Raw genomic sequence first — 21,901 nt, forward strand, 5'->3', positions numbered from 1 at the left:
AAAAAGCCTGATTTGGAAATATTTTGATTGCGTTATGTGCCAAAGGTTAAAGTTCGATAAGGATCTTCTGGTTATTTTCCCTGAAGTGAAGAGTAAATACCCGGATCTGCCGGCTCCTGTCCTGCACGATGCACTCGTAATCGCCATGCATGAGGCGGAACCCGGCGCTCCCGGTACCGTCCGTGAAATCACTCCCCAGGACCCTGCCGTCTTTCCGGATAGAGAGGCGGACTCCCTGCTGCGGCTCATGGTTTTTCATAAGGACCACCGTGAGCCTGCCCACGCCTTCACTCTTCACCCCGATCTCGGGGATCGCCTTGCTGAGGCCCTGCCTGAGACGGGTTGCATCGAAGACCCGGCAGCCCATGACAAGCGCTTCGGCAATATCCGGCTTCACCTCGTACAGCGTGAACTGGTCCATCCGTGTCACCAGGATCACGGCCTTGTCCCCGAAGAGGTCCCCATTCTCGTCAGAGAAGATCGCACCCTCCGGTTCCCCGCGGACAAACGCGAGGCAGCCGATGGCCCCGTCACCGCGGGCAACGGCAAGCCCGAAAAATCCGCTACCTTCGGCCATAGGGAAGATTCCGGGGAGAGGGGACATCCCCCGCTCCCGCGCTTCCAGGAGAATGGTATCGATCATCTGCCGGACTTTCATGCACGTTCACCTGCCGGCAGAGGAGATGCCCCGGGTATTCTGGCATCTATCACCGGTTCTTTTGTACGGTTAGGCGACCCGGGCAGATATAGGTACCCGGCCTCATCGCTATGCATAAGTGGTCAAAAAAACGATGGTACACCGGATTATGGAGTTCTTCCTGCCGATGGTGGTCTCGGCTGTCGCCGTCCTCGCCACTTTGATCTATGCATCCCTGCTTGACATCCGAGACCGTCGCGTGCCGTTCATCACCTGGCTTCCCATGCTTGCGATCGGCGTTGCCTGTACGGCTGCGCTCCTCTGGCAGAAAACCGCTAACGCGAGCCTTCTTGCAGGCTACCTTGCCCTTGTTACAAGCTTTCTGTACGCAGACTACCTCGACAACCGGGGACGCACGGACTCACGCGGCCTGGCAGGCTATTATGCAAATGAGAAGATCTTCTGGTATTTTGTTCCGGTCCTTGTGCTCCCGGCCCTCTCCTGGTTCGTTCTCACACCGTCCGTTTCGTTCCTGATCCTGCCCTGGTACGCGATGTTCGCCGGGGTCCTCGGGTATGTAACCTGGATGGAATATAAGGGATGGCCCAGGCCCCGCCGGAAGGGAAAGAGAGGACAGGTGCCCCGCGGGCCGGACATGAGCGAGATGCTCGGCCGCTGGTATTTCGTTCTTATCATCCTCATCTTTGCCATTGTTTCGGCTATGATGATCGTTGGCCCGGGCGGCTGGGGGTCGTCAGCCATCGCCCTGCTGCTCATCACCGTCTTTGCCGGGGTTTTCTATATCTTTGGCCGGATGCACCTCTTTGGCGGCGCTGATGCCTGGGCGCTCATCTTCATCGCATTCTGTGTTCCGCTTTTCCCGTTCACCCCGATTCTCGGCAGCTCACCGCTCGGCTTCCTTGCCTTCTCGGTACTGATCAATGCCCTCATCCTGAACCTCGCTGCACCCGTAGGCATCTTCCTTATCAATGTTCTGCGGGGCAACCGGGCTCCCCTCATGTACCTCTTCTTCGGGTTCCCGGTAAAGGGCGACGAGATCCAGAAGGAGTGGGGCTTTGTCATGGAGGATTTCGAGGAGAAGGACGGGAAGGTCAACCGTAAGTTCATCGGGTTCTTCGATGCCGTGAAACGGATGTACAAAGGAGAAGGCCGGGTCTACACAAAGGACCTCCGCGAGCACCCGCAGGAATTTACACACGAACTTGCCATCTATAAGAAGGCCGGGACGGTCTGGATCTCCTATGCTGTCCCGTTCATCATCCCCATCGCGGCAGGGTTTGTCACTGCAGTCATCTTCGGCGACTTCCTCTATGCCCTGATGAGAATACTCACCGGAGGAATCTGATATGCTTTCCCTGAAATTTACCGACGGGCTGATCCCGGTCATCGTGCAGGATGCACAGAGCCGCGACGTCCTGATGATGGCCTATGCAAACGATGAGGCAGTCCGCCTCACGCAGGAGACCGGCTTTGCGCACTATTACAGCAGGAGCCGCAAGAAACTCTGGAAGAAGGGCGAAGAGAGCGGCCACTTCCAGAAAGTGCTCCGCATCCTTGCCGACTGCGACGAGGACTGCCTCATCTACGAGGTGGAACAGACCGGCGCTGCCTGCCACACGGGATACCGTACCTGCTTCTACCGTACGCTTGACGGGAATGTTGTCGGGACAAAGGTCTTCGACCCCGAAAAAGTCTACAAAAAGCCCGGGCACTGACCTCCCTGCCCGCCATCATCTCACATTATTTTTTTGGCACACGGGCAGCTATCCGGCACAATGCTCATAAGTTCCGGGCACAGAAACGAAATCTGTGACCCGGCGCCATCACCAGGATGTCTCCCGCTTCGGAAAGATTGTTACCGCAGCCACTATCCTGCTTGCCGTCCTGCTGGTGGTTGTCTTTACCGTCCCGTTTTTTGAGGACTGGATCTACCTGAAATTTTTCTTAATCTGCGGTCTCGCCTTAGCCAATCTCGGGATACTGTACCTGATCAGGTGCTGAGGAAAGCATGATCCGGTGCCCCGGATTATCACAATGCACACGAAGGGGAGCGATACCTGCAATGCGTGAATACACTTCTCCCGGGACACCGTACCGCAGGCACAGCAGAACAGCGGCTCGTCCTGCACCCGGCACAATCCGGATGTGCGAAAAAAAGATTCAGGAATGAAATTCCCTTACATGGAATCTGCCGAGTCGTAGACCTGGCATAAGTAGCGGGACATCAGGAGCGTTAAGGGTGCCATGAGCAGGAACTCGAGGATCAGGCCCAGGTACGGGCTGATGATGAAGTTGAGGCACTCGATAACGCCGAAAAAGATCAGTTCGACAACCGTGATGACAATCATTGCAATGATGTAGCTGGCCCACCCGATCTTGCCGATGGTACCGAGAATGGCGCTGAAGTTGAACGCCTCGCCCATGCTGCCGGTCCGTGCGAACCGGATGATCCCGATCGTTGCAAGGAGCCCGGTGATGATGGCCACGACCAGGAGCACAACGATGCCGATGAGTACGCCGCCGATGATCTCCATCAGTGCCGCAGGGTTCATGACGTAGGCTGAAACGCCGGCCCCGATCACGAAGAAGGCGATGAGAATGCAGGGGATTGCCCAGATGATGCTGATGATGGCGTACTTGATACCATCGACGATCAGGGTACCCCACCCATCAACATCGGGTGCCGGCTTCTCGCCGCGGAATACCTTCAGGCAGTATCCCAGCAGGGGGATCGTTAAGAGGAGCGTTGCGATCAGGAACAGCAGGTACTGTTTCCACTTGCCGACAATGGCGTTCTTTGCATAAGCAAAGGAGTCGCCGAGCATGTTTGCGTAATCCATTGTTGTGTTTCACCTGTTACCGTATGACCGGTTCCCACTATATTCGGCGAACAAATATTAAAGCATGCGGGAAAGCCCGTTTTGAAAACGCATTTGTTAAAATGCGTTTTGGTCGGATTCCCCGCGTTTCTGCGGATTGCGCTGGATGCGCGAACAACGGATCCCCCACACCATGTGCGATCAACGGAAGCGCTGCACGGAAAGGATCAGGCTTAACACGGTCCCGGCATTACCATAGATCCATGCGAAAACCCGTTACCGGCAGCGCTGGCCTGTCGTGTGTCCTGTTCCTGGCCCTGCTCCTCCTGTCAGCAGGCTGCATATCCGGATCCAGTGACGGAGGGAGACCTGTCATAGCAGCAACTGCTGTCCCGGATGTCACTGTACCAGAAACCGTGCTGGTGACGCCTCCCGCACCCACGCTGCCACCAGCGGAAACGGCCGCGGTTGTCACATCCGGCCCGGAGGCTGCCCGTACCCCTGCAGCAACGCAGACATGGGTTGTCCCGACCTATGGCGCAACCGGCGATCCACGGATAATTATCCTGCAATTCCAGAAGGAATACTTCAATGCAGACCTTCCCGACTGCGGCATGGAGAAGTTCTTCCCTGAAGCTGCCGGTAATCCCGCGTACGGTATTTCCGGCCGCCACGGTACACTCGTTGCCTACTCGGAAGAAGAGATCTTCAGGTTCATTGGGACAAATGCCGTGACAAACGTTACTACGGTCGAGGCCGGGCGGAAGATCACCGATTACATCGAACCGGCAACGCTGGGGGGGCCTGCCTGTTCCGGGACGGTATCCACCCCGACATGGAACTTCGTCCTGATCAATGCCACCATCATGGGAAGAAACGCCCTCCCGGCAGAATACGCGATCGGATTCAATGTGCGGTCAAAAGGTGTTGTCGTTGCGCAGATCCGGGCAGACCGTAGTCTCACGCTTGACACCCCGGCAATCTTCGCACTCTATGTCCCGCTGAAAACCGCCGAGATGGAACGATTCGACTCTGTCGAGATGGTTTTTGTACGGAAACCTTAAAGCGGGGTCTCAAGAAAGCGGAGTCTCTCCGCAGGGGAGAATTTCCGTACTGGCAAGAGAAAAACAGATACGTTCGTCAAGATCGAATACGCAAGAAAAAAAAAGTGAGGGCGGTGACGCCCTGCCGGAAGATCGTGTAGTTTCGGGCTGGATTACCCGAGGATTGCACCCGGCTCAATGGTCCAGGCAACGTGATAATCCGGTTCTGCGCCGATTGTGCCATCGGGCCCGGACTTCTCGAAGAAGTACACGTCCAGCACCGCACCCTTGGAGAGGACACCAAGGTCCTGGTTTGTCAGCCGGTCGATATAATCGCGGGCGGCTTCCGTATCCCCGGGAGTGATCCATGCCGTGCGGGCGCCGCTTCCCTTGTGCGAGACATTGATCCCGCCATAGGAGTTCCCGTTTGCGTCCGTCAGCTTCGAGAACCAGACAAACATCACCGGTTCCGTCCCGGTATTTTTGGCAGCCACATAGATCGTCACGGTCCGGCCGGTCTCGTTCTCTGCTTTTGCATCAAGTTCGATGCTGTGGATGAAGGCGTTAATCGTCTTGTTCCCGGACCCGAGGGTAACGTTTCCCGACATGGGGAGGACTTTTTCTCCAGCAGGTGTGCCGGTTGCAGCGGGGAGAGCCGCCGGGGCTGAACAGCCGGCGGCAATCAGCATACCCGCGATGACAAACATAAATGCGAGTGTCTTCAGTGTCATAGCTTCCCAACTTCCTTTGTTGCGGCTGGAATGTTTCTCTGCAAAGTTGAAAAATGCACCCATCTTTTCAGGTCGTCCAGAGAACTCCCGCGATAAGGGCCCTCGCAGTATTCGCGTTTTACTCTCTGCACGGTGATTCCATCATGAAAAGAGTATGAAAGAATTTTCACTTCCTGCTCATCTTCCGACAAAAGTCGTATTATTTCTTCGGTAACTCCGTCGGCACCGGAAGCACACTGAGCAGCCCAAAGTAGACGGCGGAGATAAAAAGCACATCAAGCCAGAGCGATGCCATCATGAAGACAATGTAAACGGGTGAATGGACCGTATAGACTATCTCCCCAAACCCGGATCCTGATACGATCAGGTCGATCAGGTTCCCTGAACCGGGAAACCGTGAGCCGAAGAACGGAAGCGGTCGGTCCGGCCTCACACCGTCCAGGATAGTAAAATAGGTCATGAAATTTCCGATGAACGCAAGAAGAGAGAGGGAAAGCCAGTTGTCCCCTTGTATGCCCGGTTTTTTAAACCAGCAGTATGGGGTGACAACTGCCAGAGTTACGAGGAGGAACATGATGGAAAAGACGGTCAGGGTCCCGGCAAGGACTCCGGCACCGGACAGCATTCCACTGACTGAAAGCCCGCAGGTGATGATCAGGACAATGACTGCAACAAGGACCGGAAGGTACACCGACACCGGGTCTGCCAGTTTTCTCATGCCCCTCAGCGCCAGCCACGGTCCCGCAATGGCAAAGGCAACAAAGAGCGCGATGAGGAGGAGCGAGATTGGATCCATAAACATAAAGAAAATATAAATTTAAAGTTAATAAAAACAATTGGTTTCAAACCAACAGGCCAACACGACAACTATTTTGGAAGAGATCATTTCTCCGCAAAAGTACGGAGCGTCTCCCCCAGCCACGGGAGGAAGTCCTTCTTCCGTGACATCACGCCATCGAGGTGGACCGGCAGGGGCCTTCCAAAGATCGCGGTGAGCAGATCAGGATCCCCCGCACCATAACAGTCACTCGCGTTGTCCATGACGCTCGTGAAGAGGGCAAAGACAATGTCGGCCCCGCTCTTCTCCTGCAGTGCCAGGAGCTCTTTTTGGATCTCCTCCGCCCGCACCGTGTTCCATGAGAACGACGGCACCATCACCTGCGATATGATCACCTTCTGGCCGGAGAGGTCGAACACCTTGGTATCCCGCGAGAGGATTGTGGCAAGGGACACTCCCGAAAGGTCCATCCCCTGCTCCAGCAGTTCGATACCCAGTGCGCCCGGGTCTTCGCTGGAAACCTTCGCGAGGTATTCCACTGCATCGCGGTCGGTCGCTGTAGTGGTGGACATGCGCAGCCCGAGCGTGTCAGAGAGGACACCACAGAGGAGAATTCCTGCCACGGCTTTTGTCGGGGGGCGGCCGGAGTCGCGGAACTTCATTGCGATGATCGTTGAGGTCGAACCAACGGGATCGTTGAGGAACCGGATCGGCTTTAATGTCGTGATTGTCCCGAGCCGGTGGTGGTCGATGATCTCAATGATCTCCGCTTCCCCGATCCCTTCCACGGCCTGCGATGCCTCGTTGTGGTCAAGAAGGATAACGGGCTTCCGCACATCGTCAAGCAGGGTTGTCCGGGTCAGGACACCGGCGAGCGTCCCCTCTTTGGCGACAACACAGGCAGCCCGGAATTTCGAGGATGAGACCACCTTCCGCGCCCGTGCGAGCGTGTCATCGAACCTGAGGACCGGCACCTCAGTCTCCATCACCTCACGGGCCGGCAGCGTGAGGTTGATCATCTTGCCGACACCGAATGCGTCGAGGTCAGTGGAAAGGACAGAGACACTGCGTTTCTTTGCCTCGGAGAGGACGCGGTCGCCCACGGGAGCGCCTTCAGCAATGATCAGGCACGCAATACCTGCCGAGATGAAGGCCAGCTGGGCAGGCTCATCATCGCCCACCACCGCGATATCGTTTTTCGTCATCTTCGCGAGGGTGACGTGCAGGGCGTCGATTGCAATGTAGACCCGTCCTTCAAGGATCTTCCTCGCCGCCACACGGATCTCTGCGCTTAAGATCCGGGCAAGCGTTTCCACGGGAATGGGCGTGACGGTCAGTTCCGAGATATGGATCTTCCGCAGGTAGGCACCGGCAAGGGCGTGTTCGCCGATCATCCCGACCGGCCTTCCCGCCTTGTCCGTGATAACAACATTGCGGATCCCTTCCTTTGCCATCAGGGCTGCAACGTCAATGGTCGGGACGTCCTCGTGAAGCGAGAAGACCGGCTTGTAGGTGATATCGGAGAGCCTTGGCTCGACCGACTCGACAAGGACGGGTCCTGCGACACCGAAACGCCGGAGCATCCACCGCGATTCCGGGTCGAATTCCCCGCACCGGGCCGGGATGGCACGGCCGGGAAAATCGCGGTTTAAAAACTCCGCGTAGCCGATGACACTTGCTATGCTGTCCGAATCAGGCTTCTGGTGGCCGAATATGCAGATAGGGGTCATGGATGATGCACCCCCGGCGGGCCGGGATTTCAGGCAGTAATGGGCGCTCCCGGGTCTTAAGGTACGGGGCGGGTTGCGAAAGGGACCCGTGGTACTGGAAAAAAAGAGGATATATACCGGCCGCCGTTCCCGGCACTCCTTACTCCCTATTCCTGACCAGGACCTTTTCCTCGGCAGCATAGTCCGGGTGGACCTCTTCTTTTACCGCAATGGAGAGGACGAGGATGACAATCCCGAGAATCAGGGAGAGCATGAAGGCAATGTCAAAACCGACGGAGAGTACCTCCATCTTGATGGTGGCGGGCGCTTCCATGGTGATCTCATGCCTCTTCGCGATCAGGATGATACCGAGGATCAGGAGCGCATTGTAGGTCGCAATGCCGATACACATCGGGCCGGTCCGCTCAAGGCTTGTCAGGCTTGAGAGCATCCCCGCCTTTGACTTGGAGACCGACATCATGATCATCGTGGTGATCGGGCTGACGATCAGACCGAGCCCGAACCCGATCAGGGCAAGGGCGATAATAACAAAGCCCGTGGGTGTGTACGTCCGCAGCATCGTCATCAGGAGATACCCGAGGACGAGGGGAAGGCTTGCAAGGATGCAGAGCCGGCGCGCGCCCACGCGGTTGTAGCTCACGCCTGCAATAAGGCCCGCCACCATCATCGCAAAGGAGAGGGCTGTCATGATCAGCCCGGCTGTGGAGGTGTCGTAGCTGCGGACATACTTCAGGTAGAATGGCAGGAGGTAGTTGATCCCGGAGAGGCTGAAGAAGACAAGGATGAGGATCAGGTTCGCGATCACAAAATTCCTCTTTTTAAAGAGCCGAATGTCGAGGACCGGGTCTTGTGCAGAGAGCTCGTTTTTCACAAACCATCCCAGCGAGACTGCCATCAAAACGGCCATGCCAAGGATGACCGGTGATGTCCAGCCGAAGACAGGACCTTCTGAGACAACGAAGACCAGCGAAGCAAGCGCGATGAAGGCGAGCACGGACCCCAGCCGGTCGAACCCTCCCTCGTGCTGCACCGGGCAGCTTGCGGGGATCACTTTTGCCCCAAGGAGGATCGCGACAATGCCGACCGGGATGTTGATGAAGAAGATCCAGTGCCACGAAAGGTATTGCGTGAGGAGGCCGCCAATGGTGGGGCCAAGCGCCGTGCCGAGCGCTGCAATCATCATGATGATACTCATCGCTTTCCCTTTCTGGTCAGCTGAGACAAACGTAGAGATCATCGCAGCGGCAACCGACATGAGCATCGCGGCACCCACGGCCTGGAACATCCGCGACGCGATGAGCGAGGGGAAACCGGCAATGAACTCGGGCAGGAAACCGCAGAAGAACGAGCCGATGGTGAAGATGACAAACCCGGAGAGGAAGAGCCGTTTGTACCCGAGCGTGTCGGAGACTTTCCCGAAGACGAGCACGCAGCCGACCAGGACGAGGAGGTAGGAGGTTGCAACCCACGAGACGGTGCTGGTCGAGACATTGAACGATTCGGAGAGTGTCGGGAGCGCAATGTTGACGATCGTGCCGTCAAGGCTTGTCATGAACATGGCAAGCGAGATGGAGAAGACAAGGAGGGCAAAACCCTGTTTCTTCGCGGTGCCGGTGACCGGATTATCCATTTGTTGGAGTTGTCGGTGCTGCTACATGAGGGTTGCGGAACCGTTGCCGGAGTGCAGAAAAAAAGAGCGGGTGGCTTTCGGAACTGTTCCGGAGCGTTTATCATATCTGCAACACACCGTTTCCGGCATGAAGGAACCGGTATGCCATGAAAACTATCCCGTCTCCACCGTGATCGTCTCAAACCTCGTGCCGGTCCTGACATGGGCGACCGGCGCATTCGTCCTCTCCCGGATCGGGCTTTCCTGGGCCCTGCTCTATCTCCTCTTTGTCTTTGCGCTCGAACTCCGGCTCGTGAGCGGGCATTGCCGGGACTGTTATTACTTCGGCAGGACCTGTGCCTTTGGCAAGGGCCGCCTCAGCGCACTCTTCTTCCGGAAAGGAAACCCGGAGCGGTTCTCTCAGATGGCGCTCTCCTGGAAGGATATTGTGCCGGATTTCCTCGTATTCCTGGTCCCGTTCATTGCGGGGATTGCCCTCCTTGCACAGGAGTTTTCCTGGACAATCCTGCTCTCCGTCATCGTCCTCCTCCTGCTCGGATTTGCCGGCAATGCGTTTGTCCGGGGAGTCCTCGCCTGCCGGTACTGCCGACAGCGGGAAATGGGCTGCCCGGCCGAGCGGCTCTTTGATGCAAAGAAACCGTCATGAGGGTCTCCGGACTGTCACCGCAAACGAGCCTTGCCCGCTGGACAGTGCCCGTTATCCGGGAGCGGCCAGCGCCCGGGGACATTTCAGAATCTTTTTCGTCTGCTGCGCCGACAGAGATTTACCAGAACCCCGATGTGATCCTCCATGAACCGCCGCCCTCTCATCCTGATTGTTTTTGTTGTTGCAACCATTCTTTTCCTCACTCCCGTGCAGGCAGCGGACCCGTCCGGGGACGAGATGCTCGTTCAGGCGCAGAACCTGAGCCTTGAAGTACCCCCGATGGGCGCCGCCCTGCCCGGCTCGCAGGAGTCCATGGTGGAGATGGTCGGGTGGCTGAATTCCTGCAGCCGGGCGCTCGTTGGATTCTTCAACGATACCATGGACCTGCTCGGGCTCTCAAACACCAGTTACGTCAAGGACATGAACAAGGCCTTTGAGCCTGTGCTCAATAATCCGCCTGCCATCCACAAGTAACCGGAGAGGGGGCATGCCGGCTTTTTTGTGCTCCAATACGTTCCGGTCTTTCCTTGCCGGCATTTCTTTCCTTTCCAGCTCTCTTCCTGCACGCAAGGTTTATCGTCCCATCGTCCAAGAGGAAACTATCACGCGGACGCGTGAGGGAGGTCTTGTTATGAGTGACGTGAAATCCAGCGATGCAATGGCGAACCTGGTGAAGTTCATGATCTTTCTTACAATCGTTGCCCTGCTGGCAACGCTCGTGATCTACTTCACCGCTGTGGCACCCTACCTGTAGGCAGTGCTCCTTAATGGAATTCAGTTAAGAGACTGGCTTTTTGGGCTTTGGCCCGGCCACCCTTTTTCGGAGAAAGATCCGAAGAACACGAAGAATGCATTTGACAGGAAAGGCAAAAGATCAATTCCTGTGGAATGAGCGGGCAGCGTGATATCATGCATTCTCAGGACAACTGCTTTCCGGCACCGGGTTCTCGCATGACAGTGTTCATTTCAAAACACCCCGTTGTGGCTTTTTCATTGCAGGAAAATTATGTAATGCATAAATAGAAAACGCTCATATATTTTATTATGAGACTGACCCCGCTGCTCGTGACACTCCTCCTTTTTTCCAGTTTCGGCACAGTATCCGGATTCCTGCAACCCGCTGGCGAGCCCCTGGCCATGGGCGGGGTGCAGCCCGGCATTGCCGGGGCGGTAACGATAATCCCCCTCAATCCCCCAACAGCAGGGAATGATCCGGACTTCCGCTATCACCAGGGCGATACGATCACCTTTGCCGGTACCAACACCATGTCCGGGACAACGTATCTCTTTCTCACCGGGCCCAACCTGAAGGTCAACGGATCGCAGATCCAGAGCGCTTACCCGCCAGCCGCAGAAGTTATCGAAGGCGATCCCTTCACGTTTGCAGCGGCGGCCGTGGGTACGGATGGTCGCTGGACCTATGCATGGGACACGAAAACGACCACCCTTGCCCCCGGTACGTACACCATCTACGCCGTGAACGGGCCGCACGACCGGAATCATCTCGCAAATTCATCCTATGGCACAACTTCGGTACTGCTCGTAAAACCCGGAACTCCAGCCATTGTCCGGCAGGAGAGTTTCACGCTGGAAGAGGAGATCCGCGTTCATCCCAGCGGACCGGTCCAATCCGGAACGCCCGTGACCATCACTGCCACCGTCCATCTCCCCATGGGCGGGAAAGAGACATTTCCTTACGACCACAACCTTGTCCTCACCACGGGACTTGAGAACCCGCACTGGTCCTACTCCCTTGTCCTTGACGGTATTGAGAACACGCGACCGGTCCCACCCGGCGCGATGCTGAGCCTGAGCGGATTCGAACTCTCCTACCCGGGTGACCTGAACGAAGAGCGTGTTGTGGTCACGCTGCAGGGCACAGCACCTGTTGTGCGCGAGGGGATAACCAGGAATGCAATACGGATTTTTGTTGTGGGCCCTGACGGGAACATTGTTCCCAACAGCACGGTTGTAAGGGAGATCACAATCCTGCCCCTGACCGGGACAAGACCCTATGATACACCGACAACGGCGCCCGGCATGCCGGGAGTCCCGGAGCCCACTACGCAGAAGGGGAGCCTGGGCCTGGTTGTTGCGATATGCGGGATTGTTGCGGGATGCGGAATAGTGTGCAGGATCAGGAAGCAGGCGTGATCCTGTGCCGGAACAAGGGAGAGCACCCTCGATGAAAAGAGAAGACGTGAGAACGTATCTGGAACCGGCGTTTCGCGTTTGTCTCCTTGGGCTCTTCCTGGTGAATTCGGCAATCTTTTTTTTCGTATTCGTTATCAACTGGGAAGCCATTTTTTTCGGTATGAGAGTCGCGGGTCTTCCGGCAGGGATTGTCCTTTGTATCAGGGCACTCATCCCGGCCATCCTGGCATTCATCCTGATCCAGCGCCCGGAGAAACTGATGCATGTCGCCCTGGTATCCGTGGCGTTTTTCGGTTTTCTCTTTCTGGATTCTTCGGTCACAATCCAGATGAATACCGGAGGTACGGTTATGTTCGGGATTGTCCCCCTTGTGGGGGTACTTATCCCGGCGATTGTTGTTGTCGGTCATTTTCTTGTTGACCGGTGCGGGAGCAGCGATGACGTGTATTGAGGGGATTTCCTTTATTGACTGTGAAGGATCGCCCTGTCGGTCAGCTGCCGTGATGGAATGGAATCCTTCCGATTTCCCATAATCCTGAATCAGCAAAGGAGAGTCTCATGAAGACTAAAATCCTGATCCTTGCGATAGTCCTGTTCAGTCTCATCCCCTTCGCATCAGCCATTTCTTCACAATCCTGCGATATCTTCAGCATGGCGTTAAGTGGAGATTCCGTAAAGACGGATGTATCCGGTAACGGGAACACCATCGCTGTTGGAGGCGTAAACGGAATGATCGGATCGTTTACACCCGATGGATCGCCCCGGTGGAGTTACCGGATCAGCGATCCGGTCACCGGCATCGCCACATCCGATGATGGCCGGTTCATCGCAGCCACCACATTCTCCGGAGATCTGTATTACTTCGATGACAAGGGCCGCTTTCTCTGGAACATTTCCGGGTTTGGATGCAACAGCCAGGTCGCATTATCCGGTGACGGGCAGGAGGGCTATGTCTTTTCCCGCAGCCCTACACGCGATTTTACCGGGAACACGGTATTCCATTTCTCCGGCAACGGATCGGTCCTTTCCCGCCTGCCCATTCCTGCGCCGACGAGTTACGCTCTTTCAGCGGATGGTCGCGTGGCCGTTGTCAACTCCGGCGGAATACAGGGGCGCAATTCTGTTGTTGCAATTGATGATGATGGAATCCGGTGGCAGAAGATACGCCCGAACCCGTGGCGTGTCCCGCTTGTCGCGGTTTCCGATAACGCTAATACGATCGCAGCCGCAGAACCGGGAGAGCTGACGGCATTCAGCGGTCATGGAAGAGAACTGTGGAATATCACGACGAAGTATATCGCACGGAGTGTCGCGGTCTCTGGTGACGGGCAGTATATCCTTGCAGGGACCCAGTACCAGGTCGTGAACTTCAACCGGTCGGGATCGCTGGTCTGGGAATATCCTGTCCCGGATTATGCCGGCCATGTCAGGGCATCCAAAGATGGTTCGAGGATCGTTGCGACAACGCGGCAGACCCTGTATTATCTTGACCATGATGGTACCGCACTCTGGCAGTACGCGATGAAAGACTGGACGGAAAGCCTGTCGATATCCGATTATGGAGATGTGGTTGCAGCCGGGACATACAACAATACATTCACGCTGTTCGATGGCCGAGGGAACGCAAGGGAGATTGTGTTGGACACGGTCCCGGTTATGCCGGTTGTGACAAGAGCGCAGGAACCGAACGTGAACACATCTGTTGCACCGACACGGTCACAGGCTGCTGCCATAAGTCTCGTTATCGCAGTGATCGGACTCGTGGGAGGAGGAATATTATTGCGGACCAGGAAATCATGCACAAAAACATATTGAGTTCACAGAAGAAAATGGGGAGACAGCAATGAATTATCGCGAGAAAGAAAAAACCGCGAAGAAGAAAAAAGGCAGCCTGAATAAAAATTCGGAACAATTCACTTCCGCAGACTCATGAAGGAGTCTTTGAATCTTCCCCCTGTCTTCCGGACCGGAAGGTCGAGCAACTGCTATCCGACATTGTTGCCCGTCTCGAACGCATCGAAGAAAAGATCGATGAGAATGTCTATCCTCCGGAATCGGCGATCAAACCGGAATTCATCAGGAGTGTGAAGAAAGCGCAGGCGGATATCAAAAAAGGGAACGGGAAGACATACGAATCGATGGATGCTTTTATTGAGGCCATCCCGGAATGACCTGCACCATAGTCGCGACTCCAGATGTTGAGATTATCTTAAGAAAAATGGGAACGAAAGATGCCACCCGGTTTGCACAGCTTGTGAAAAAAACTCAAGAGAAATCGGGGATAACCCGGAGATTGAAAAACCACTTCGTCACCCCATGCAGGGTTTACGGCGTTTGCATATCGGCCATTATGTCCTGATATATAAATTTGAACGAAAGAAGGAATTGATCACACTCGTGGCGTATACTCACCACGATAATGTCTATTGAAGATATAGGCTGATCCCATCCGGCCCCATTTCAGCCCCGGATCGCCCTTTCCGGCACCCGGAACATGTCTCATTCGCGTTTATGCATGTCCTTAATCTCAGGAAAACGCCATTTCAATCCATTATCGCCAAAATAAATCCAAATCCCGCCCGGATCGCGTGTCTCTTTAGGCGCTTTTGTACAAAGAAAGTCGCCCTGGCACGAGCAAAAGGGCTGGGGAAGGGGCAATCCGTCGTCCAAAAGCGTCTATGAGCGTCCCGCTTTTTCACGACGGGAAATGGCGTTGGGTGGGGGGATTCGTCCCCCGATCTGAAGTATTTATCCTCCACGGGATACCGGAGGGGGGAAACGGAGCCCGCAGAGGGGCCGGATTGGTGGGTTTCATGGTGCGATTTTTTAGAGAGTGATTCTTGGCAGAATGGAACATAAAAAGAAATTAAATTATGACTGTGCCTTTCTCTCGCAGATAGTTTCCAGGACCGCTTGATATGTATGCGGCTGTCAGGATCTGTTCAAGTGCTTCCTGAGTCTTTGGCATTTCTTCCTCGAATGCATCTGCGAGCATCAGTAAGCCTTTGTGGAGTTCATTGAAAATTTTGTCATCGAGCGCAACAGTCTTATCCCCACTTTTCAACATTTTCAAGCGTTGCATGAGTAAATGATAACTGGTGTTAAGGACGAAATCGGCAAGAAGTACATCCCGCGAGAATGAATACCGGAAAGTGCGGCTGGTAATACCATAAGCTCCCGAGAAATAGTAGATCTTTTTCTCAGGATCTTTGGTTGTTTTCATGAGCCGGGCAACTTCACGAATTTCCTTAACCAATTCCTTCTTAAAGAAACTCTCTCGTTTTGCTGTCATTATGCACCACTTCCGATGGGAATTCGGGGATAAACATTCAATTCATAAGGCTTTGCAATCTCGTTTTCTGTCTTTGCCTTCGCATCTTCCCACTGATATTGTGAGCCATACGATCCGGGCCATTCAAGGGAGGTTGGTTCTCTTTCTTCATTCCGATGAAGGATTATCTTATCTGCTCCATTCTTTTGCCGCTCTGTCGCTTCTACCCGCATCCGCTTTTCATGCGCCTTGAGGATCTCTTTGAATTCTTCTTCCCCGATTACAGATTCAATGAGCGAGTTGTCGAAATCTTCAAGGCGTTGTATCAGTGATGATTCCTCATTGATCGAATAAAGCCAAGTCCGGCCATCCTTCCGTATTTTTACCATGCCACGATCTGAGAATTTTTTCATTGCTTTTGAGATTGACTGCCTTGTGAGCTTGACTTCATCTTTCAGCTCTTTCATGTCAAATTCAATCCCATACATAGGCAACAGGAACTGCAGGAGCCGTGTCTCGCAGGTATCCCCAAATAAACCCTCAAACGGCTTTTTCATTATAATCACATTTTCAGGATGCTTTCTTATGTCTTCACAGAGTAATCGACAATTTCAAGCATTCACAAATTTCTTCCATGATGTTCGTATACAAGGTATAAAAGTGTTGTTAAAAAAAGTTAACAGTAACGGCAACATTATTCGAGATGAAAAGTTCTGCCACCACCAAGAGGGGCGATACGATACTTATGTTTTATCAGAACAGTGTACGTCTTGCTTTTCTCTAAAATGTAGAATTTTGGTTCGTCTTTTTTTACTGCTGCAACAATTCCCTGATTCTTTAAATGTAAAATTGCTTCTTCAAAATCCTGAGGGTATTTCTTCCGCAATATTTTCTTAAGTTTTTCACTGTGATATCCCGCATTGGATTTGAAACATTTGTCACGGTATAAAATATTGAGAATGTGGACCTCCATATCCGTGCAATCACAGGACATGATTATTATTATAGTTCAGAATGATATAAAGGTAATATTTTTGTACTTGCAAAAAAATTTCAAATATTGCTATTCAAATTAATTGCATACGTAAAAAAAGGATTTGGAGAAGTCTCCATCAAGCATTCTCTATCAATAGCTCCCCGACAAACGCCTGCTGCATCAACCTCCCGCACACTCCCGCTATCTCGCGGCCTGCTTCCTCGTTCACGCGGAACTGTTCCCATCTTGTACATCACGGGCAAACTCCTGTAGCAGAGCGGGAGTGGCTGGTGTGCTGAATCTGGCCCAAGTCTCCTGCAATTGAGGGCACGGTGATTCCGGCCCCATTTCAGCCCCGGATCGCCCTTTCCGGGGCCCGGAACATGTCTCATTCGCGTTTTTGCATGTCCTTAATCTCAGGAAAACGCCATTTCAATCCATTATCGCCAAAATAAATCCAAATCCCGCCCGGATCGCGTGTCTCTTTAGGCGCTTTTGTACAAAGAAAGTCGCCCTGGCACGGGCAAAGGGGCTGGGGAAGGGGCAATCCGTCGTCCAAAAGCGTCTATGAGCGTCCCGCTTTTCACGACGGAGAAGCACGGTGCAGGAGTGCTTTTATCCTCCTTTTCGGCGAGTTAGTCCTCCACATAACAGGCCGACACCGACGGAGCCCCGACACCACTCCGACGGAGGGGCTCGGATCAAACCCCCCTCCCGGTTCGTTTCATGTGCTCCTGCCAGGAAAAAATGGCGATCGGCAGTTCGAAGAAGGCCTTCCCGGCCTTCTTCTCTAGCTCCTACTGCCGTTCCGGCAGTAGTCGCTCATCCAAAAGGCACCAATTAGGCCATTTTTGGAGCGTGATATCAGCCCCATCCGGGGAAAATATCCTCAATTATCGGATATTTTGAAAATGGTGTGTCGTAATTCGCGATAAAATGCGATTTCCAGAAAAGCGGTTTTTCAAAATGAGCCCGGATCTGAAAACGGGGCGAGTATAGGGGAGATTGGTTTTAGAGGGATTGAATCTATTTTATGATGCAGGGCTCCGACGGGAAAAGAGGTTGAGATTTATTTGGGCACAGACCGGTCACGGACACTTTTGAAGAGGCCGGATCTGCACTAGTATATAGGTAAAAATATAGGTAAAAACCAACTTGAATAAAACAAAGTTTTGCGACGAGGCCAAGTGGGCACCAATACATAGGGGGGATTTGGGAAAAGCTTCGATAGGTGAAAGATAGGGGCAAATACTGATGGATGTGGGGATGAATTAGATGAAAAATTTAGAGACCTAATTTTTCAAAGAATATTTTATGACGCTTTTTCACATCAATGATTATTTTGTCAAAGGCTAAAATTTCTGTATGAGCATTCAGGAGATCATTGTAGAAATAATATCCTAGATTATCTTTCAACGTTGAGTATCTTGCATTTTCTGCATATTTCCTAATTTCTTGGTTGATATCACAAATAGCATAACAATAAAATTTCGTTGATCCATTTGTCAACAAATCTCTTCCATTAGGTAGTTTGACTTTCTGCCCTCTAATATCTCGGACAATATCATACATTTGTCCTACTGGATCCTTGTCAAATGAGGGGCGTTGCGGTTTTTTAAATTCAATAATTGATACCGCTCTTGCAACATTATCATCATCCTTTTCTGAAAATATGATAACATCAGGACGTTTTGAACTATCAGATGATGAAATTTTTTTCAGTTCAGGATCAGAAGATGCAAATTGATGAAATGTCAAGTTTTCATCGACTATCCATAAATTGTGATCTTCGTAAGTCAATTCGTCAGTATTGGTTTTTCTTGGAAAGATGATATCGTGGATAACTGACTCATTGTGATATTTTCCTTCACCATCCAGCTGGAGTTTTTTCTCCAAAAGATCAATTATCATCTTACGGTATAAAACGCAGCCTGCCAATTGATCCTTACTAAACTCCTCAATTTTACCAACGAGATCCGGATATTTCTCTTTTATTTCCTCCAAACTCTTTCCCTGAGATTTCAGGAGATTCTCAGTATCCTTTTTTATCGTTAACTCTGCCTTTCCTTTATATTTGCAGAGAATCTCATGCAACTTCTCATCTGAATTGTTTAGCTCGATTTCATCTAGGGCTTCAGGGCAATATTTTACAACCGCCCTTAACGTTGGATTCTTGGTTGCGACGAAATCGGAAACGAGCTCTGTTTTTCGGGAGTACAATGACTCAAGATAATCTGATAAAAAAACTTTCGAACGTTCAAGAATTCCATTCTTGATGGTCGTGATAGAGATGATATCATCATCAAAAAAACTGTGGAGATTCCCGTCATCGGGCAGATCAAATCCCGTGCGATTACTTGTCACATGTGAATCAAGATATGGACTTGACACATAAGCTACATAAATGAACTTCTCATCTTCACCATCAAACTGGGCTGAAGTTCCCAAATACTGCTGGATGGGATACGCCACCACGTCCCGAAAATCAGCACAAAATACAATATTATGCATCTTGTTGTATGTTTGATACAATTTGATATGTGAAATTTGAAATTCTTTTCCTGATATTGTCGCATTTTCTTGTGTAATATCCGGTTGAATATTCTTGAATTCATCGTCAAGATAGAAATTCTCATCATTATCATTCACAACGATTTTAGGAGCGATCCCTCCGATATAATAAGACAGGCAATGTTCCAAGATGCGTTGAGCAATTTTTTGAGTTGTTTTGTACGCACTGGGTTGTTTCCGGTACTCTTCCTTAAAACCTATTAATTTGACAACGGTCTTTTGGGGTGTTTTTGAATCGACAGTATCATTGAATGCTTCATCGATCCCTCCTTTTTTAGTGAATTTAATACGACGCTCTTTTTTGATCTTTTCATCTTCGTAGACACTAAATATCTCGACTCTGTCGAAAGCTTTGAGCCAATAAAACCGGCCAACACCTTTCCCGCCTTTACTAATTTTATATGTGCTATCTGCGGTACAAAATGAATCAAAATTTTTCTTATCGAAACCTATTCCATTGTCTTCGATTTCAAAATTTTTTATAACACTAACTTCTTTTTTATCGCCAGGATTTTCATCAAAAGATGCTTGAACACTTCTCTCCCGGATAATCCGGACTGTAATTTCTCCACGTTTTGATGAATTTCGTTCTTCAATTGCGTGAATGGAGTTTACAATTGCTTCGAAGACAGGGAACAATGCTTCGGTTTTAAAATGAGAGAGATTGTTAATTTTCCCTTCTAGATCTGTTTTTAAAAAGGTATTGGACATCATGTTCAATTCAACGCAGTATAACTTAAAAATTTACATAAAATAATCTTGAGCGTGCGCAGGGAGAAAGTGGAAGATATTTTGATTATGCCTTTTGCTTCCTCTCAAACGCCCTTGCTATCAGTCCCTCACACAACCTCTCAATCTGCCGACCCGAAATCACCTGCAGATCATGATCCCTCTTAACCTCTTCAACGTACGGGTGAATTGCTGCTTGAGGAAGTGGGTAATCCTATCAGATATAACTCGCTTTTAATCAGACGTTAATTTGCCTTGATTGAGAATTATTGTGAAAGCGATTCTAACTTTTTTAACCATTTATCGAAATGAGCACACTCTTTCCGCATTGTGCCAATTCCAATATTTTTTGCAATTATAATTCCATCGGTTGGCTTCTGAAAAGAGGGATAGATCTGAAGAATCCGTTTCGACGGGGCAGTGGTGGGATTGTCATTGATATATTCTGGCGTGGGAAATCCCGAGCGTATTGCCTGTAACCTACGAAGATGAGAAGCTGTACTGCCCGAAGCGATCATTGACCTATGAATTTGTTCGACATTACTGAAAAGGGCTGCTTCAAATTCATGTAGTTGTATGTTTGGAATAAATTGGGGATTGTTAATATCCTTTGCTAATTCTTCTTCAGCCATCTCAACTTTTGAATATGGATCTGGATTGTGAATGAATTTCACTCTGTTAGGGAAATCACTAGGTAATGCATAAAGATCGACCATAGTCGTAACATATGCTGTTGTATCCTGCCGGAGCCATCGTACCACATCTTTTTTTAAGTGATCATACTTGCAAAAACCTCCTCGATAGGGCCTGCCTTTGCAATAACTTGTTGTAATACTATGAGCGCGAACATCAAAAATTTTGAATTGCTGGAGGTGATCGACAAGGAGGGTATTAGCAAAGGTCTCTTCAGTTTGACCTTCGGTAACAATATTTATCCTTATTTCAGAAGTCATTGGGAGGGTCTCCCCCCGATAATATTCTTCTCCCACAGTTCTCCTACCGAGTAATCCTCAAGCCAAGATGCAAATTCTTCGGGTTGGAGTCGTTCAATGATGGTTGCTTGATTCCGGCGATTAACAACAAGTAGGTCTCCTAGTTTAAACTGATTGACCAAAGGAACAGATTGGGTTGATATAATAATCTGTGTTCTCGTAGCGGCGCTCTTTATCAGAGATGCCAAGGTGTTTATCGCATAGGGATGCAACCCAAGTTCTGGTTCATCAACAATAATCGTTGATGGAGGTATCGGCTGGAGGAGTAATGTTGTGAGACAAATGAACCGTAATGTCCCATCTGACAAATGATATGCGAGGAAAGGATAATCTGATCCCTTTTCCCGCCATTCAAGTTGAATCTTCTTCTCATTTTCCGGCATTGGTCGAAGAATAAAGTCATCAAAGAATGGAGCAACCAGCTGAATTGTATCACGGATTTTCTGGTAATGATCGGGGTGTGTTTTCTTTAATCGATAAAGATACGCTGCAAGATTTGCAGCATCAGATCTTAAATAAATATTATCATTAATGTCTCCCTGCCGTTTTACGGGAGCCGTATCACTTGTATCATGGAAATGATATACTCTCCAACTTTTCAGATACGAAAGAACATAATTGGAGATTCTCTTCGGGCTTACATCCAAAGAGGGCCTTTTTAATAACGTCTCTTGATGCCCGGTACCCAATGAGCGCCAAAGTGGATTGTCGTATATGCTCTTATTATGAAATGCAACTTCCTCCGTTTCGAAAATAAATGAATCGTTTCTCGTGGGAGCTAATCTACATTGATACAAATTCGCCCCAAAATTCAAAGTAATTTCCAAAAGGGGAGTATGTTTTTGGCCATAATACAGAAATGAATCTGCACCTCCAGATTTTTTTACGTGAAGATTCAGATTTTCTTCTGTAAGCTGATTAAGAAATTTAAAAATAGAGATAAAATTCGTTTTACCTGATCCATTGGCACCAATGAGTACGTTGAGTGAATTGAGATCTAAGTCAAGAGCTTGTATTGATTTGTACCCTTTAATCTCGATTTTTGAGAGAGTCATAATCAACCGTTAATAATACTAAATTACTTGTCGAAATCATAAAGCAGTATCGTTATCTATTCGAACAAGAAGGCACATTCAATGTAAATGTTGTACGATAATGACCCTATCTCACACC

At 50.9% G+C, this 21,901-nt stretch carries 23 protein-coding genes and 1 pseudogene; 12 read left to right on the plus strand and 12 right to left on the minus strand.

The genetic code is table 11. The features are described 5' to 3' along the window. Positions 1-46 precede the first annotated feature (46 nt). Positions 47-658, minus strand: a complete 612-nt coding sequence (locus tag PHF39_RS05940; RefSeq protein ID WP_300221515.1) for a hypothetical protein — start codon at positions 656-658, stop codon at positions 47-49. Between the two features lie 133 nt (positions 659-791). Between PHF39_RS05940 and PHF39_RS05945 the strand changes: the two genes are divergently transcribed. The 3 genes from PHF39_RS05945 (at position 792) to PHF39_RS05955 (ending at position 2,659) form a co-directional block, all read left to right on the plus strand. Further along, positions 792-2,003: an A24 family peptidase C-terminal domain-containing protein gene (locus tag PHF39_RS05945; RefSeq protein ID WP_300221518.1), complete on the plus strand. Its 1,212-nt coding sequence runs from the start codon at positions 792-794 to the stop codon at positions 2,001-2,003. Position 2,004: 1 nt separating this feature from the next. Further along, positions 2,005-2,373 (plus strand): phosphoribosyl-AMP cyclohydrolase, encoded by a 369-nt coding sequence (gene hisI, locus PHF39_RS05950; RefSeq protein ID WP_300221521.1) that lies wholly within the window; start codon positions 2,005-2,007, stop codon positions 2,371-2,373. A gap of 94 nt (positions 2,374-2,467) precedes the next feature. Next, the gene (locus PHF39_RS05955) at positions 2,468-2,659 is read left to right on the plus strand and encodes a hypothetical protein (protein WP_300221524.1); all 192 of its coding nucleotides are present in this window, start codon (positions 2,468-2,470) and stop codon (positions 2,657-2,659) included. 176 nt (positions 2,660-2,835) lie between these two features. Here PHF39_RS05955 and PHF39_RS05960 read toward each other — a convergent pair whose 3' ends face one another. Beyond that, positions 2,836-3,498, minus strand: coding sequence for a DUF4013 domain-containing protein (locus PHF39_RS05960; protein WP_300221527.1), 663 nt, complete (start codon positions 3,496-3,498; stop codon positions 2,836-2,838). A gap of 242 nt (positions 3,499-3,740) precedes the next feature. On the opposite strand from PHF39_RS05960, the gene PHF39_RS05965 reads away from it, so the two are divergent. After that, entirely contained in the window at positions 3,741-4,541 is an 801-nt protein-coding gene (locus PHF39_RS05965) for a hypothetical protein (protein ID WP_300221530.1), read from the plus strand. Positions 4,542-4,693: 152 nt separating this feature from the next. Here PHF39_RS05965 and PHF39_RS05970 read toward each other — a convergent pair whose 3' ends face one another. From PHF39_RS05970 to PHF39_RS05985, 4 genes are all read right to left on the minus strand, one after another. Continuing rightward, complete coding sequence (locus PHF39_RS05970) at positions 4,694-5,251, minus strand: hypothetical protein (protein WP_300221533.1); 558 nt, start codon at positions 5,249-5,251, stop codon at positions 4,694-4,696. A 199-nt stretch (positions 5,252-5,450) separates the two neighbouring features. Then, the gene (locus PHF39_RS05975; RefSeq protein WP_300221535.1) at positions 5,451-6,053 is read right to left on the minus strand and encodes a hypothetical protein; all 603 of its coding nucleotides are present in this window, start codon (positions 6,051-6,053) and stop codon (positions 5,451-5,453) included. An 80-nt stretch (positions 6,054-6,133) separates the two neighbouring features. After that, complete coding sequence (locus tag PHF39_RS05980) at positions 6,134-7,759, minus strand: putative manganese-dependent inorganic diphosphatase (RefSeq protein WP_300221538.1); 1,626 nt, start codon at positions 7,757-7,759, stop codon at positions 6,134-6,136. A gap of 139 nt (positions 7,760-7,898) precedes the next feature. Beyond that, positions 7,899-9,389, minus strand: coding sequence for a DHA2 family efflux MFS transporter permease subunit (locus PHF39_RS05985; RefSeq protein WP_300221541.1), 1,491 nt, complete (start codon positions 9,387-9,389; stop codon positions 7,899-7,901). 127 nt (positions 9,390-9,516) lie between these two features. Here PHF39_RS05985 and PHF39_RS05990 point away from each other — a divergent pair, with 127 nt between their 5' ends. The 8 genes and pseudogenes from PHF39_RS05990 to PHF39_RS13940 form a co-directional block, all read left to right on the plus strand. Then, positions 9,517-10,035, plus strand: a complete 519-nt coding sequence (locus tag PHF39_RS05990; protein ID WP_300221544.1) for a hypothetical protein — start codon at positions 9,517-9,519, stop codon at positions 10,033-10,035. Positions 10,036-10,179: 144 nt separating this feature from the next. Next, positions 10,180-10,509: a hypothetical protein gene (locus PHF39_RS05995; RefSeq protein WP_300221547.1), complete on the plus strand. Its 330-nt coding sequence runs from the start codon at positions 10,180-10,182 to the stop codon at positions 10,507-10,509. 157 nt (positions 10,510-10,666) lie between these two features. Beyond that, positions 10,667-10,789: a hypothetical protein gene (locus PHF39_RS06000; protein ID WP_300221550.1), complete on the plus strand. Its 123-nt coding sequence runs from the start codon at positions 10,667-10,669 to the stop codon at positions 10,787-10,789. 290 nt (positions 10,790-11,079) lie between these two features. Then, on the plus strand, positions 11,080-12,189 hold the full coding sequence (locus PHF39_RS06005; RefSeq protein ID WP_300221553.1) for a hypothetical protein: 1,110 nt from the start codon (positions 11,080-11,082) through the stop codon (positions 12,187-12,189). Positions 12,190-12,349: 160 nt separating this feature from the next. Further along, the gene (locus tag PHF39_RS06010; RefSeq protein ID WP_300221556.1) at positions 12,350-12,640 is read left to right on the plus strand and encodes a hypothetical protein; all 291 of its coding nucleotides are present in this window, start codon (positions 12,350-12,352) and stop codon (positions 12,638-12,640) included. Between the two features lie 107 nt (positions 12,641-12,747). After that, positions 12,748-14,004 carry a PQQ-binding-like beta-propeller repeat protein gene (locus PHF39_RS06015; RefSeq protein WP_300221559.1) on the plus strand — a complete coding sequence of 419 codons (1,257 nt, stop codon included), beginning with the start codon at positions 12,748-12,750 and terminating at the stop codon, positions 14,002-14,004. Between the two features lie 167 nt (positions 14,005-14,171). Then, positions 14,172-14,360, plus strand: a complete 189-nt coding sequence (locus PHF39_RS13935) for a DUF2683 family protein (protein ID WP_366144189.1) — start codon at positions 14,172-14,174, stop codon at positions 14,358-14,360. Positions 14,361-14,457: 97 nt separating this feature from the next. Next, a pseudogene (locus tag PHF39_RS13940) lies at positions 14,458-14,619 on the plus strand (type II toxin-antitoxin system mRNA interferase toxin, RelE/StbE family); the annotation flags it as partial. 436 nt (positions 14,620-15,055) lie between these two features. Here PHF39_RS13940 and PHF39_RS06020 read toward each other — a convergent pair. The 6 genes from PHF39_RS06020 to PHF39_RS06045 all read right to left on the minus strand — a co-directional run bounded on the left by PHF39_RS06020 (position 15,056) and on the right by PHF39_RS06045 (position 21,783). Further along, positions 15,056-15,481, minus strand: coding sequence for a hypothetical protein (locus PHF39_RS06020; RefSeq protein WP_300221592.1), 426 nt, complete (start codon positions 15,479-15,481; stop codon positions 15,056-15,058). Beyond that, on the minus strand, positions 15,481-16,017 hold the full coding sequence (locus PHF39_RS06025) for a winged helix-turn-helix domain-containing protein (RefSeq protein WP_300221595.1): 537 nt from the start codon (positions 16,015-16,017) through the stop codon (positions 15,481-15,483). The genes PHF39_RS06020 and PHF39_RS06025 overlap by 1 nt, the downstream gene beginning before the upstream one ends. Before the next feature lie 137 nt (positions 16,018-16,154). Then, a complete protein-coding gene (locus tag PHF39_RS06030) occupies positions 16,155-16,454 on the minus strand; it encodes a hypothetical protein (protein WP_300221598.1) in 300 nt (99 codons plus the stop codon). 1,266 nt (positions 16,455-17,720) lie between these two features. Further along, positions 17,721-19,721: an ATP-binding protein gene (locus PHF39_RS06035; RefSeq protein ID WP_300221601.1), complete on the minus strand. Its 2,001-nt coding sequence runs from the start codon at positions 19,719-19,721 to the stop codon at positions 17,721-17,723. 281 nt (positions 19,722-20,002) lie between these two features. Next, positions 20,003-20,689 carry a DUF4276 family protein gene (locus PHF39_RS06040; protein WP_300221604.1) on the minus strand — a complete coding sequence of 229 codons (687 nt, stop codon included), beginning with the start codon at positions 20,687-20,689 and terminating at the stop codon, positions 20,003-20,005. Continuing rightward, positions 20,686-21,783 carry an AAA family ATPase gene (locus PHF39_RS06045; RefSeq protein WP_300221607.1) on the minus strand — a complete coding sequence of 366 codons (1,098 nt, stop codon included), beginning with the start codon at positions 21,781-21,783 and terminating at the stop codon, positions 20,686-20,688. Before PHF39_RS06045 ends, PHF39_RS06040 begins: the two co-directional genes overlap by 4 nt. Between the last annotated feature and the right edge of the window lie 118 nt (positions 21,784-21,901).

This window comes from Methanoregula sp. (genome assembly GCF_028712425.1).
GTDB lineage: Archaea > Halobacteriota > Methanomicrobia > Methanomicrobiales > Methanospirillaceae > Methanoregula.

What these genes read in the sequence shown, in the direction of transcription:
- PHF39_RS05940 (WP_300221515.1), bottom strand. Translation starts at nt 658, where the DNA reads ATGAAAGTCCGGCAGATGATCGATACCATTCTCCTGGAAGCGCGGGAG.
- PHF39_RS05945 (WP_300221518.1), top strand. Translation starts at nt 792, where the DNA reads ATGGTACACCGGATTATGGAGTTCTTCCTGCCGATGGTGGTCTCGGCT.
- hisI (WP_300221521.1), top strand. Translation starts at nt 2,005, where the DNA reads ATGCTTTCCCTGAAATTTACCGACGGGCTGATCCCGGTCATCGTGCAG.
- PHF39_RS05960 (WP_300221527.1), bottom strand. Translation starts at nt 3,498, where the DNA reads ATGGATTACGCAAACATGCTCGGCGACTCCTTTGCTTATGCAAAGAAC.
- PHF39_RS05965 (WP_300221530.1), top strand. Translation starts at nt 3,741, where the DNA reads ATGCGAAAACCCGTTACCGGCAGCGCTGGCCTGTCGTGTGTCCTGTTC.
- PHF39_RS05970 (WP_300221533.1), bottom strand. Translation starts at nt 5,251, where the DNA reads ATGACACTGAAGACACTCGCATTTATGTTTGTCATCGCGGGTATGCTG.
- PHF39_RS05975 (WP_300221535.1), bottom strand. Translation starts at nt 6,053, where the DNA reads ATGTTTATGGATCCAATCTCGCTCCTCCTCATCGCGCTCTTTGTTGCC.
- PHF39_RS05980 (WP_300221538.1), bottom strand. Translation starts at nt 7,759, where the DNA reads ATGACCCCTATCTGCATATTCGGCCACCAGAAGCCTGATTCGGACAGC.
- PHF39_RS05985 (WP_300221541.1), bottom strand. Translation starts at nt 9,389, where the DNA reads ATGGATAATCCGGTCACCGGCACCGCGAAGAAACAGGGTTTTGCCCTC.
- PHF39_RS05990 (WP_300221544.1), top strand. Translation starts at nt 9,517, where the DNA reads ATGAAGGAACCGGTATGCCATGAAAACTATCCCGTCTCCACCGTGATC.
- PHF39_RS05995 (WP_300221547.1), top strand. Translation starts at nt 10,180, where the DNA reads ATGAACCGCCGCCCTCTCATCCTGATTGTTTTTGTTGTTGCAACCATT.
- PHF39_RS06000 (WP_300221550.1), top strand. Translation starts at nt 10,667, where the DNA reads ATGAGTGACGTGAAATCCAGCGATGCAATGGCGAACCTGGTGAAGTTC.
- PHF39_RS06005 (WP_300221553.1), top strand. Translation starts at nt 11,080, where the DNA reads ATGAGACTGACCCCGCTGCTCGTGACACTCCTCCTTTTTTCCAGTTTC.
- PHF39_RS06010 (WP_300221556.1), top strand. Translation starts at nt 12,350, where the DNA reads ATGAGAGTCGCGGGTCTTCCGGCAGGGATTGTCCTTTGTATCAGGGCA.
- PHF39_RS06015 (WP_300221559.1), top strand. Translation starts at nt 12,748, where the DNA reads ATGAAGACTAAAATCCTGATCCTTGCGATAGTCCTGTTCAGTCTCATC.
- PHF39_RS06020 (WP_300221592.1), bottom strand. Translation starts at nt 15,481, where the DNA reads ATGACAGCAAAACGAGAGAGTTTCTTTAAGAAGGAATTGGTTAAGGAA.
- PHF39_RS06025 (WP_300221595.1), bottom strand. Translation starts at nt 16,017, where the DNA reads ATGAAAAAGCCGTTTGAGGGTTTATTTGGGGATACCTGCGAGACACGG.
- PHF39_RS06030 (WP_300221598.1), bottom strand. Translation starts at nt 16,454, where the DNA reads ATGTCCTGTGATTGCACGGATATGGAGGTCCACATTCTCAATATTTTA.
- PHF39_RS06035 (WP_300221601.1), bottom strand. Translation starts at nt 19,721, where the DNA reads ATGATGTCCAATACCTTTTTAAAAACAGATCTAGAAGGGAAAATTAAC.
- PHF39_RS06040 (WP_300221604.1), bottom strand. Translation starts at nt 20,689, where the DNA reads ATGACTTCTGAAATAAGGATAAATATTGTTACCGAAGGTCAAACTGAA.
- PHF39_RS06045 (WP_300221607.1), bottom strand. Translation starts at nt 21,783, where the DNA reads ATGACTCTCTCAAAAATCGAGATTAAAGGGTACAAATCAATACAAGCT.